Here is an 11,754-nt window from a genome sequence, read left to right as displayed (position 1 = left end):
ATCCGCCGCAGAATGCAAAGCCGTCACACCCTTCACAGGGCAGGGCAGGAGTAGGCTTGGAACTTTCCCGCCGGAAGGGGTTGTCCATGCGTGTGCGTGCCGTTGCAATAGCCATCGCCCTTTGCCTGTCCAGCAGCGTGCTGGCTGCCGATACTCCGCCGATGACCCCGGACATCAGCGGCAAGCCTTTCGTTGCCCCGGATGTGGGGCGCGACTACGACAAGCGCGTGGTGATGGTGCCGATGCGTGATGGCACCAGGCTGTATACGGTGATCGTGGTGCCCAAGGGCGCCCGCAACGCGCCGATCCTGCTGACCCGCACGCCCTACGATGCTGCCGGCCGCGCCAACCGTAGTGACTCGCCGCGCATGCGCGACCTGCTGCCACAGGGCGACGAGGTGTTCGTCGACAGCGGTTACATCCGCGTGTTCCAGGACATCCGTGGCAAGTACGGCTCCGAAGGCGATTACGTGATGACCCGGCCGCTGCGCGGGCCGTTGAACAACACCAAGGTGGATCACTCCACCGACGCCTGGGACACCATCGACTGGCTGGTGAAGCACGTGCCCGAGAGCAACGGCAAGGTCGGCATGCTGGGCTCGTCCTATGAAGGTTTCACCGTGGTGATGGCGTTGACCGATCCGCATCCGGCGTTGAAGGTGGCGGCACCGCAGAGCCCGATGGTCGATGGCTGGATGGGCGACGACTGGCTCAACTACGGCGCCTTCCGCCAGGTCAACTTCAACTACTTCGCGATGCAGACCGAGAAGCGCGGCAAGGGCACGCCGCTGCCGAGCCTGGGCTATGACGACTACAGCACTTTCCTGCGCATCGGCTCGGCTGGCGACTACGCCCGTTTCACCGGCGTGGACCAGCTGACCTGGTGGAAGAAGCTGGTCGAGCACCCGGCGTATGACGCCTTCTGGCAGGGCCAGGCGCTGGATGCGGTGATGGCCAAGACGCCGTTGAAGGTGCCGACCCTGTGGCTGCAGGGCCTGTGGGACCAGGAGGACATGTGGGGTGCCAACCACGCCTACCAGGCGATGGAAGGGCGCGACAGCGGCAACGACCGCAACTATCTGGTGATGGGGCCATGGCGGCACAGCCAGGTGAACTACAGCGCCAGCGAACTGGGCGCGCTGAAGTTCGACGGCGATACCGCGCTGCAGTTCCGCCGCGATGTGCTCAAGCCGTTCTTCGACCAGTACCTGGTGGACGGCGCGCCGAAGGCGGACACACCGCCGGTGCTGATCTACAACACCGGTGAAAACCACTGGGATCGCCTGAAGGGCTGGCCGCGCAGCTGCGACCAGGGGTGCGCCGCCCGCAGCAAACCGCTTTATCTGCGTGCCGGCGGCAAGCTGGCGTTCCAGGCGCCGGCGGAGGGCGAGGGCGACTTCGAGGAATACGTGTCCGACCCGGCCAAGCCGGTGCCGTTCGTACCGCGCCCGGTGCGCTTCGGTGACCGCGACATGTGGACGACCTGGCTGGTCAAGGATCAGCGCTTCGTCGATGGCCGACCTGACGTGCTGACCTTCATCACCGAACCGCTGGCCGCGCCACTGCGCATCGGCGGCGCGCCGGTAGTGCACCTGCAGGCGTCCACCAGCGGCACCGACAGCGACTGGGTGGTGAAGCTGATCGATGTGTATCCGGACCAGGAGGCCTCGGCGCCGGAGATGGGCGGCTATGAGCTGCCGGTGTCACTGGCGATCTTCCGTGGCCGCTACCGCGAAAGCTTCAGCGATCCGAAGCCGCTGGCGGCGAACCAGGTGCTGCCCTACCGCTTCGACCTGCCCAACGCCAACCACACCTTCCAGAAGGGGCACCGGGTCATGGTGCAGGTGCAGTCGAGCCTGTTCCCGCTGTATGACCGCAACCCGCAGACCTATGTGCCGAACATCTACCTGGCCAAGCCGGGCGACTACCAGAAGGCCACGCAGCGGGTCTGGCACAGCGCGGCGCAGGCCAGCTACATCGATCTGCCGGTGTACTGAAACGGGGCGGGCAACGCCGGGCGTGGCCCGGCGCCACCTTCCATGGGCAACGTCGGGCCATGCCCGGTCGCGGTGGACCGGGCTTGCACCTGTCGTCAGGCATCCAGTGCCGGGTAGTCGGTGTAGCCGTGTTCGCCACCGCCATACAACGTGGCCGGGTCGAGCTCGGCCAACGGCGCACCGCTGCGCAGTCGCGCGACCAGATCCGGGTTGGCGATGAAGGGCCGACCAAACGCGATCATGTCGGCATAGCCGCTGGCAAGGGCCTGCCTGGCACGCTCAACGTCGTATCCGTTGTTGGCGATCCAGGCGCCACGGAAGCGTGCGCGCAGCGCAGGGTAGTCGAACGGGATGTTGTCCCGATCGCCGCCGGTTGCACCTTCGATGACATGGATGAAGGCCAGTCCGTCGATCGTGTCCAGGCGCTCCACTGCACGGTTGAACAGCGGTTGCGGGTTGCTGTCATGGGCATCATTGACCGGGGTGACCGGTGACAGGCGCACGCCGGTGCGGCCGGCGCCGATTGCTTCGGCGACCGCGCTGACCACCTCGAACAGCAGCCGCGTACGATTCTCGATGCTTCCACCGTAGGCATCGTCCCGATGGTTGCTGCCATCGCGCAGGAACTGGTCGATGAGGTAGCCGTTGGCTGCATGTACCTCGACGCCATCGAAGCCTGCGGCAATGGCATTGCGCGCGGCGACGCGGTAATCCTCGATGAGTTGCGGGATCTCCTCCAGCGCCAATGCGCGCGGCGCGGAGACATCCTCGAATCCATTGGCGGTGAAGGTCTTGCCGTTGGCGCGGAGGGCGCTGGGTGCCACCGGCACTTCGCCTTCCGGCAGCAGGCTGGTGTGGGAGATGCGACCCACATGCCACAGCTGCAGCACGATGCGGCCACCTTCGGCGTGTACCGCGTCGGTGATGGATTTCCACGCAGCGACCTGCTCGGCGCTGTAGATACCCGGCGTATCAAGGTAGCCCTGGCCCAGAGGGCTGATCTGGGTGGCTTCTGCAATGATCAGGCCGGCACTGGCACGTTGGCGGTAATAGGTGATCGCCAGCGGAGAAGGGACGCGGTCGGGCAGGGCGCGGTTGCGCGTCAGCGGTGCCATGGCGATGCGGTTCGCGGCAGCGATGTCACCCAGGTGAGTGGGCGTGAACAGCAGGGCGTCAGCGGGATTCATTGGAGTTTCCACAGCAGGGGAGGGTGAGGTCGAGCATACGGTCGAACGCGTTGCAGCGATGGGAAGGTTCGTTGCAGCGCCTGGAAGTGGCGCGGCCGTAACACGGCGGGGCGTACCGTGGGTCGCGGGTGGACGCGTGTCCACATCGATTCCCGATAGATGGAGAACACAGATGATCGACTATCAGCTCGGCGGCAAGACGGCGATCGTGACCGGTGGCGTTTCCGGCATCGGCCTGGCCGTGGCCGAACTGCTGGCAGCGTCCGGTGCTGCGGTGTCAGTGTGGGACCTGAAGCAGGACGCGGTAGACGCCACCGTGGAAGCGCTGGCCCGGCGTGGCAGCCGCGCCATCGGCATCGCCCTGGACGTCACGGATGAGGCTGCCGTGGAGGCGGCGGTGCAGCGCACAGTGAAGGAGCTGGGCGGCGTGCACGTCGCGGTCAACAACGCCGGCATCAGCGGTCCGGCGGCGAGCAGCGGCGACTATCCCGTCGATGGCTGGAAGCGGGTGGTCGATGTGAATCTGACCAGTGTATTCCTGTGCCAGCGTGCGCAGATCCAGGCCATGCGCGCGGCTGGGAAGGGCGGGAGCATCATCAACATGGCCTCGATCCTGGGCCAGGTGGGCTATGCCGGTTCGACCGCGTACGTGGCAGCCAAGCATGGTGTGGTCGGCCTGACGCAGACCGCAGCGTGGGAGCATGCCGCCGATGGCATCCGTGTCAATGCGGTGGGGCCGGGCTTCATCGCCACGCCGCTGCTGGAGAAGATGGATCCGAAGGTGCGCGCCACGCTGGAAGACCGCCACGCGTTGAAGCGCCTGGGCAAGGCCGAGGAAGTGGCGGCGCTGGTGGCCTGGCTGGCCAGCGATGATGCCTCGTTCGCGACCGGCACCTATTACGCGATCGATGGCGGTTATCTGGCGCAGTGATGCGGTGACCGCAGGGATGGTGGTGCCGGGCATGGCCCGGTGCTACCGGGTGAACGGGCCGTGGTGCGGCCTTCACCGCGATCCGACGGCTGACGCGCAACGCTCCGGGAAACTCCCGGAGACGTCGATGGAACTCAACCAGGATGTATCGATCCTGCTGCGCGTGGCCGCCGCGATGCTGTTCGGTGGCGTGCTCGGTATCGAGCGCGAGATGGGCAAGCATGCGGCGGGCCTGCGCACGCACATGATGATTGCCGGCGCCGCAGCGCTCATCGTGGGCCTCGGCGATTCCGTGGCCGAGCATTTCCAGCAGGAGCGCTACCGCGACCTGCTGCAGGTCGACCCGGTGCGCCTGATCGAAGCGGTGGTGGCCTGCGTCGGCTTCGTTGCCGCAGGCACCATCCTGCGTGGCAGCCGCGAGGACCAGGTCAGCGGGCTGACCACGGCCAGTTCGCTGGTGATGGCCGCCGCCATCGGGATTGCAGTGGGCATCGGCAAGTACGTCATTGCCCTTGGTGTGAGCGTGCTGTGCCTGCTGGTGCTGGCGGTGATGCGACGGTTGGCGGACAGGCTCTAGCGGGGCAGCACCTTCGAGCTTCTGTCATGTGGCGCTTTATTGGTAATACCAATATGTCCGGTAACTCCATGGTCTAATAGGCTCTTCGTCGAAATGGCGGTTCAATCGGCTTCAAGTGGTCCGATGAATCTGATTGTTGGTAATACCAATAATCGTGACCACGGCGTCCCATCGCATGCGGTGGGGAAACATTCCGCCCCCGTCGAGAGCCTCCATGCAGCCCTGGCAACACCTGTACGACCCCGCCGGCAACCTGTGGTTGTCCAGCCTGATCGCGTTGCTGCCGATCGCGTTCTTCTTCGTTGCCCTGGCCGTGCTGCGCATGAAAGGCTGGCTGGCCGGCACGATCACCGTGGCCATCGCACTGGCCGTGGCCCTGCTGTTCTACCGCATGCCGCTCACCCAGGCGTTGGGCGCGGCCGGCTTCGGTTTCGTCTACGGGCTGTGGCCGATCGCCTGGATCATCATCGGCGCGGTGTTCCTGTACAAGGTCTCGGTCAAGACCGGGCAGTTCGACATCATCCGCGCTTCGATCCTGTCGGTGACTGAAGACCAGCGGCTGCAGATGCTGATGGTCGGCTTCGCCTTCGGTGCCTTCCTGGAAGGCGCGGCGGGGTTCGGCGCGCCGGTGGCGATCACCGCAGCGCTGCTGGTCGGGCTGGGCTTCAAGCCGCTGTATGCAGCGGGCCTGTGCCTGATCGTCAATACCGCGCCGGTGGCATTCGGTGCGATGGGCATTCCGATCATCGTGGCGGGACAGGTCACCGGGCTGGAGGCCTTCGAGATCGGCCAGATGGCCGGTCGCCAGCTGCCGTTCCTGACCATCATCGTGCTGTTCTGGATCATGGCGATCATGGATGGCTGGCGTGGCGTCAGGGAAACCTGGCCGGCGGTGCTGGTGGCCGGCGGGTCGTTCGCCATTGCCCAGTACCTGACCTCCAACTTCATCGGGCCGGAGCTGCCGGACATCACCGCGTCGCTGGCGTCGCTGGTGTGCCTGACCCTGTTCCTGCGCCGCTGGAAACCCGTGCGCATTTTCCGCTTCGATACCGAAACCGGCGCCGAGGCGGCCGCCCAGGCGCTGGAAGCGCCGCGCTACAGCGTTGGCCAGATCGCCAAGGCCTGGTCGCCGTTCCTGATCCTCACCGCGATGGTCACGCTGTGGAGCATCAAGCCCTTCAAGTCGCTGTTCGCGGCGGGTGGCCCGCTGGAAAGCTGGGTGCTGAAGATCCCGGTGCCGGGCCTGGACCAGATGGTGCAGAAGATGCCACCGATCGTGCCTGCGCCGTTGAGCTACGAGGCGGTCTATAAATTCGACGCGTTCTCGGCCACCGGCACGTCGATCATCCTCGCCGCAGTGATTGCCATCATCGCCCTGCGCATGCCGGCCAAGGCGGCGCTGCAGACCTTCGGTGAGACCGTCCGCGAGCTGCGCACGCCCATCTACTCGATCGGCATGGTGCTGGCCTTTGCCTTCATCGCCAACTATTCGGGCCTGTCGGCCACGCTGGCGCTGGCGCTGGCCCACACCGGCAAGGCATTCACCTTCTTCTCGCCGTTCCTGGGCTGGCTGGGCGTGTTCCTGACCGGCTCGGACACGTCCTCCAACGCGCTGTTTTCGGCCTTGCAGGCCACCACTGCGCAGCAGATCGGCGTGTCCGAGGTGCTGCTGGTGGCGGCCAACACCACCGGCGGCGTCACCGGCAAGATGATCTCGCCGCAGTCGATTGCCATCGCCTGCGCCGCGGTCGGCCTGGCCGGCAAGGAATCGGACCTGTTCCGCTTCACTGTCAAGCACAGTCTGATCTTCACCGTGATGGTCGGCCTGATCACCACCGCGCAGGCGTACTGGCTGACCTGGATGATTCCCTGAGCCATGCAGCCGACGACCTATCCGCGCAGCATGGGCCGCACCTGCCAGGCGCTTCGGGCCACAATGGCGCCATGAGCACGCAACGGATTTCAGACAAGGTGGCCGCGCAGCTGCGTGGTCTGGTGCAGGAGCGGCAGCTGCAGCCGGGTGACCGGCTTCCGGCCGAGCGCGCACTGGCGGTGCAGCTGGGTGTCTCGCGCACGGCGCTGCGCGAGGCCATCGCGCAGCTGTCCAGCCAGGGCCTGCTGAGCGCACGCGTGGGCGGCGGCACCTACGTGGCGGAGCCGGCGACGCGCGCGCGGCAGGCGCTGGATGAACCCCTGGCTCCGTACCTGCCGTTGTTCCAGGGCGACCCGGAATACCGCTTCGACGTGCTGGAGATCCGTCACGCGCTGGAAGGAGCGACGGCCTGGCATGCAGCGCTGCGTGCCACCGATGAGGATCGGGCACGCATCGCCCAGGCCTTCCAGACCATGATGGATGCGCATGGCAAGGATGATCCTTCAGGCGAGGCGGAGGCCGATGCGGCCTTCCACCTGTCCATCGCCGAAGCGTCGCACAACCTGGTGCTGCTGCAGGTGATGCGTGGCCTGTTCGATCTGCTGCAGACCAACATCTCGCAGAGCCGCGAGAAACTCTATACCTCGGCGAGGACCTTCTCGCCGTTGTCCGACCAGCACCGCGAGATGATGGATGCGGTGCTGGCCGGCGATCCCGAACGCGCGCGCGCCGCCGCGCATGCCCACCTTGAGTTCGTGCACACCACGCTGCGCACGCTCGACGACAACGAAGCCCGGCGCGCGCGGGCCTCGCGCCTGCCTTCCCCACACGGTTGACCCCATGATCATCTCCGCCTCCACCGATTACCGTGCTGCTGCCGAACGCCGGCTGCCGCCGTTCCTGTTCCACTACATCGATGGCGGCGCGTATGCCGAGCACACGCTGAAGCGCAACGTTTCGGATCTGTCCGACATCGCGCTGCGCCAGCGCATCCTGCGCAACATGTCCGACCTGAGCCTGGAGACCGAGCTGTTCGGCGAGACGCTCGCGATGCCGGTGGCACTGGCACCGGTCGGCCTCACCGGCATGTATGCACGCCGCGGTGAAGTGCAGGCGGCGCGGGCGGCTGACAGCCGCGGCATTCCGTTCACCCTGTCCACCGTGTCGGTGTGCCCGATCGAGGAAGTGGCCCCGGCGATCCAGCGGTCGATGTGGTTCCAGCTGTACGTGCTGCGCGATCGCGGCTTCATGCGCAACGCCCTGGAGCGCGCCCAGGCGGCGGGGGTTACGACGCTGGTATTCACCGTGGACATGCCGGTACCGGGTGCGCGCTATCGAGACGCGCACTCCGGCATGAGCGGTCCGAATGCTCCGCTGCGCCGCATCGGCCAGGCCATCACCCATCCGCGCTGGGCCTGGGACGTGGGTCTGTTCGGACGTCCGCACGATCTCGGCAACATCTCCACCTATCGCGGCAACCCCACCGGGCTGGAGGACTATATCGGCTGGCTGGGCAGCAACTTCGATCCATCCATTTCGTGGAAGGACCTGGAGTGGATCCGCGAGTTCTGGAAGGGACCGATGGTGATCAAGGGCATCCTCGACCCGGAAGACGCACGCGACGCGGTTGCATTCGGTGCCGACGGCATCGTGGTCTCCAATCACGGGGGGCGCCAGCTCGATGGTGTGCTGTCCACCGCACGCGCGCTGCCGGCCATCGCTGACGCGGTACAGGGCGACCTGAAGATCCTCGCCGATTCCGGCATCCGCACCGGACTGGACGTGGTGCGCATGCTGGCGCTGGGCGCTGACACCGTGCTGCTGGGGCGGGCCTTCGTCTATGCGCTCGCGGCGCAGGGTGAGGCCGGCGTGGCCAACCTGCTGGACCTGATCGCCAGGGAGATGCGCGTGGCGATGACGCTGACCGGCGCACACCGCATTACCGACATCGGCCGAGATTCACTGGTGCGGCTGCCATGACTGGCCACGGGGCCATGCTGTCGCAGCTGCGTGCTGCTGTCGGCAGCCGCCATGTGCTGACCCGCGACAAGGCGACCCGCCGCTTCCGCCGGGGCTATCGCTTCGGCGACGGCGCGGTGCTGGCCGTGGTGCGTCCGGGCACGTTGCTGGAATTGTGGCGTGTGCTGCAGGCGGCGGTGCAGGGTGGGGCAGCGATCATCCTGCAGGCCGCCAATACCGGCCTGACCGGCGGCTCGACCCCGGATGGCAATGATTATGGGCGCCCGGTCGTGCTGGTCAGCACCCTGCGCCTGACCGGCATCCAGTTGTTGAACGAGGGCCACCAGGTGGTGTGTCTGCCGGGCGCCACCCTGGACCGGCTGGAGCAGACGCTGGCGCCGCTGGGGCGCGAGCCGCATTCGGTGATCGGCTCGTCCTGCATCGGCGCCTCGGTGCTGGGCGGCATCTGCAACAACTCCGGCGGTGCGCTGGTGCGGCGTGGCCCCGCCTATACTGAGCTGGCGCTATATGCGCAGGTTGATGCGCAGGGCCGGTTGCAGCTGGTCAACCACCTGGGCATCGCGCTGGGCGATACGCCCGAGCAGATCCTGCAGCGCTTGCAGGCCGGTGACTACGATGCCGCCGATGTCAGCGACGGCGACGGCCGTTCCGCGTCCGACCCGCGCTACGCCGACGAGGTGCGCAGGGTCGATGCCGATACACCGGCGCGCTTCAATGCCGATCCCGGTCGTCACTACGAAGCGGCGGGTTCAGCCGGCAAACTGGCGGTGTTCGCGGTGCGCCTGGATACGTTTGAGAAGGAGCCCGCCGAGGTCTTCTACATCGGCAGCAACCGTACCGGGAGTTTCACCGCCATCCGCCGCCAACTGCTGACCGGCTTTGATCGCCTGCCGATCGCCGGTGAGTACATCCACCGAGACGCCTACGATATCGGCGAGCGCTATGGAAAGGACACATTCCTGCTGATCGACCGGCTCGGCACCGCACGGGTGCCTGCGGCATTCGCACTGAAGAGCAGGGTTGACGGCTGGTTCGAGCGGTTGGGCCTGCGCGGCGTCACTGATCGGGTGATGCAGGTGCTGACCGGCCTGCTGCCCTCGCACCTGCCCCAGCGCATGGGCGAGTTCCGGCAGCGTTACGAGCATCATCTGCTGCTGAAGGTTTCCGCACAGGATGCAGCGGAGACCGAGGCCTGGTTGCAGCAATTCTTCGCCGAGCACGAAGGCGGCTATTTCCACTGCACGGCCGAAGAAGGGCGCAAGGCCTTCCTGCATCGTTTTGCCGTGGCCGGTGCTGCCGTGCGCTATCGCGAGGTGCATCGTCAACAGGTGCAGGACATCGTCGCGCTCGACATCGCATTGCGTCGCGACGACGCAGACTGGTTCGAGCAGCTGCCCGCCGCCATCGAAAGTCGCCTGCTGCACAAACTGTACTACGGCCACTTCCTGTGCCACGTGTTCCACCAGGACTACATTGCACGCAAGGGCGAAGATCCGATGGCGATCGAGCACGCGATGTGGGCACTGCTCGACCGGCGCGGGGCCGAGTATCCGGCCGAGCACAACGTCGGTCACCTGTACCCGGCCAAGCCGGCGCTGGCTGGGTTCTACCGACAGTTGGACCCGAGCAACACCTTCAACCCGGGCATCGGGCAGACTTCGAAGGCCAAGGGCTGGGGTGGCTGCGACTGCGGATGATGTAGACCCGAGCCCGTGCTCGGCTGCTCTTCCCGGCAGGGAGCAGTCGAGCATGGCTCGACTCTACAAGGGCAACGGTTACCATCGGAATCCCAACCGCAGGAGCCGCCCATGCCCCCCCCTCGTTGCCCGCACGTCCGTGTGCGCTGCACTACTGGCCGCTCCGCTGCTGGTGTTGGCGCAGGCTCGATCCTGCCACAGCAGCGCGATGCCGCCGGCAATGTGATGGAGCCGCTGGGGCAGGTGCTGATCACCCAGGAGGCAGGCCCGGCAGGACTTTATGAGTGCACCCGGGACGGCAACTGGTGCGTACGCGTGCAACCGGTGGCCGAAGAGGGGAAGCGGCCCACCGTGCTGGAAGTGCTTGAGAAGGTGCCGGGCCAGGGCAAGCCGCACAGCTACCACGTCCGCATTGACGTGCCGCAGGAAAGCGAACTGAAGCTGTGGCCGTGGATCGTACGCCTGGCACCCGGTGTCGGCGCGGATGAGGACGTGATTGACCCGCAGCAGCGTGCCCGCCAGAACGTACTGGTAGGCGCCACGGTCACCTTCAGCATGATGTACTCCGGCGGTGGTGCAGACGCATCGACGCTGCAGCTGGCACGCGTGCGCCACCTGCAGGATGGCATCCAGGTGGACGATGATGTGCTGACCGTGCCGTGGGTGGGCAACGCGATGATCCGTGCCTGCTTCAGCGAGCAGGACATCAGGCAGCGTGCCGGTGCCTGCCACGATGAGTATGGCTTCTCGGCAAAGCTGGGGCTGGATCCGGCCGTGCAGGGCATGCCGGTGCTTCGTTACCAGACGGTGGCGACCCGCTTCCCCGCAGGTGCATCGCGTTTCGAGGATTCGCTGGCGAAGGGGCCGTTGAAGACGAAGGACCTGCGCACCGAGCAGGACCCGGCGTGCAGCTATTCGCGTCTTTTCCGTTTCAGTGAGGGCCGTTTTCACCCCGACCAGCCACTGCCGGATTGTGCCGGTTATACCGAACCCTGAGCCCTGTCACACCGGCCCGTGCCCGACGCGCGTTCTGTGTAGAGCCGAGCCCACGCTCGACTGCCACTGAACAGCAGCCGAGCGTGGGCTCGGCTCTACAGAAGCCCGCGGCGGTGGTTACTCGCAGCGGGCTGCGGTGATGATGTTGTCCTTGTCCATGTAGACGCGCAGGCGATCTGGACGGATATCCTTTGTGGTAATCGTGGTCGGGCCGATCGGGTTGACCAGGCCGGCACCGCTCTCACGCGACAGACGACGCATGTTCTCCTCATTGCCCGGCTGGCCGATTGCCCAGCCAAGCTGGCTGGCGTCGCAGCGGCCGGTGCCCTTCACCTCCGGCCCGGGCGTACTCACACAGGCGGCGAGCAGCATCGGCGTGGCGACTGCGGCCAGTGCAAGGCCGACGGAACGGAAACGGGTCATGAGCGGCGCTCCTGCGAGATGGTGGCGCCACCATAGCACCCTGCCCGTGGCGACGGCATGCGTTGGATCAAAGGAGGGGGCTCGGGAGCACTG

At 66.3% G+C, this 11,754-nt stretch carries 9 protein-coding genes and 1 pseudogene; 8 read left to right on the top strand and 2 right to left on the bottom strand.

What is annotated here, in order from left to right:
- The first annotated feature begins 86 nt into the window (after positions 1-86).
- Positions 87-1,997 (top strand): CocE/NonD family hydrolase, encoded by a 1,911-nt coding sequence (locus N7367_RS15560; RefSeq protein WP_279942732.1) that lies wholly within the window; start codon positions 87-89, stop codon positions 1,995-1,997.
- A 95-nt stretch (positions 1,998-2,092) separates the two neighbouring features.
- On the opposite strand, the gene N7367_RS15555 is transcribed toward N7367_RS15560, so the two are convergent.
- Entirely contained in the window at positions 2,093-3,184 is a 1,092-nt protein-coding gene (locus N7367_RS15555) for an alkene reductase (RefSeq protein ID WP_279942731.1), read from the bottom strand.
- Between the two features lie 172 nt (positions 3,185-3,356).
- Here N7367_RS15555 and N7367_RS15550 point away from each other — a divergent pair, with 172 nt between their 5' ends.
- From N7367_RS15550 to N7367_RS15520, 7 genes and pseudogenes are all read left to right on the top strand, one after another.
- Positions 3,357-4,115, top strand: a complete 759-nt coding sequence (locus N7367_RS15550) for an SDR family NAD(P)-dependent oxidoreductase (protein ID WP_053517641.1) — start codon at positions 3,357-3,359, stop codon at positions 4,113-4,115.
- A 127-nt stretch (positions 4,116-4,242) separates the two neighbouring features.
- Positions 4,243-4,692, top strand: a complete 450-nt coding sequence (locus N7367_RS15545; RefSeq protein ID WP_053517640.1) for an MgtC/SapB family protein — start codon at positions 4,243-4,245, stop codon at positions 4,690-4,692.
- Between the two features lie 214 nt (positions 4,693-4,906).
- On the top strand, positions 4,907-6,565 hold the full coding sequence (gene lldP / locus N7367_RS15540) for an L-lactate permease (RefSeq protein ID WP_279942730.1): 1,659 nt from the start codon (positions 4,907-4,909) through the stop codon (positions 6,563-6,565).
- Positions 6,566-6,636: 71 nt separating this feature from the next.
- Positions 6,637-7,401, top strand: a complete 765-nt coding sequence (gene lldR, locus N7367_RS15535; protein WP_053517636.1) for a transcriptional regulator LldR — start codon at positions 6,637-6,639, stop codon at positions 7,399-7,401.
- A gap of 4 nt (positions 7,402-7,405) precedes the next feature.
- Positions 7,406-8,545: an FMN-dependent L-lactate dehydrogenase LldD gene (gene lldD, locus N7367_RS15530; protein WP_065175292.1), complete on the top strand. Its 1,140-nt coding sequence runs from the start codon at positions 7,406-7,408 to the stop codon at positions 8,543-8,545.
- Positions 8,542-10,242 carry a D-lactate dehydrogenase gene (gene dld, locus N7367_RS15525; protein ID WP_279942729.1) on the top strand — a complete coding sequence of 567 codons (1,701 nt, stop codon included), beginning with the start codon at positions 8,542-8,544 and terminating at the stop codon, positions 10,240-10,242. Before lldD ends, dld begins: the two co-directional genes overlap by 4 nt.
- Positions 10,243-10,381: 139 nt before the next feature.
- Positions 10,382-11,238: pseudogene (locus N7367_RS15520) on the top strand (hypothetical protein).
- Positions 11,239-11,355: 117 nt separating this feature from the next.
- Here N7367_RS15520 and N7367_RS15515 read toward each other — a convergent pair.
- Positions 11,356-11,661: an I78 family peptidase inhibitor gene (locus N7367_RS15515; RefSeq protein ID WP_053517630.1), complete on the bottom strand. Its 306-nt coding sequence runs from the start codon at positions 11,659-11,661 to the stop codon at positions 11,356-11,358.
- Between the last annotated feature and the right edge of the window lie 93 nt (positions 11,662-11,754).

Origin of the sequence: Stenotrophomonas sp. GD04145, assembly GCF_029835135.1 — a bacterium.
Classification (GTDB): Bacteria; Pseudomonadota; Gammaproteobacteria; order Xanthomonadales; family Xanthomonadaceae; genus Stenotrophomonas; species Stenotrophomonas maltophilia_P.
Note: the sequence above shows the minus strand (reverse complement) of the source record. Positions and strands in the feature narration are given on the sequence as shown.

Coding starts and splice junctions, on each gene's coding strand:
- N7367_RS15515 (WP_053517630.1), bottom strand. CDS start 11,661: ATGACCCGTTTCCGTTCCGTCGGCCTTGCACTGGCCGCAGTCGCCACG.
- dld (WP_279942729.1), top strand. CDS start 8,542: ATGACTGGCCACGGGGCCATGCTGTCGCAGCTGCGTGCTGCTGTCGGC.
- N7367_RS15545 (WP_053517640.1), top strand. CDS start 4,243: ATGGAACTCAACCAGGATGTATCGATCCTGCTGCGCGTGGCCGCCGCG.
- N7367_RS15550 (WP_053517641.1), top strand. CDS start 3,357: ATGATCGACTATCAGCTCGGCGGCAAGACGGCGATCGTGACCGGTGGC.
- N7367_RS15555 (WP_279942731.1), bottom strand. CDS start 3,184: ATGAATCCCGCTGACGCCCTGCTGTTCACGCCCACTCACCTGGGTGAC.
- lldP (WP_279942730.1), top strand. CDS start 4,907: ATGCAGCCCTGGCAACACCTGTACGACCCCGCCGGCAACCTGTGGTTG.
- N7367_RS15560 (WP_279942732.1), top strand. CDS start 87: ATGCGTGTGCGTGCCGTTGCAATAGCCATCGCCCTTTGCCTGTCCAGC.
- lldR (WP_053517636.1), top strand. CDS start 6,637: ATGAGCACGCAACGGATTTCAGACAAGGTGGCCGCGCAGCTGCGTGGT.
- lldD (WP_065175292.1), top strand. CDS start 7,406: ATGATCATCTCCGCCTCCACCGATTACCGTGCTGCTGCCGAACGCCGG.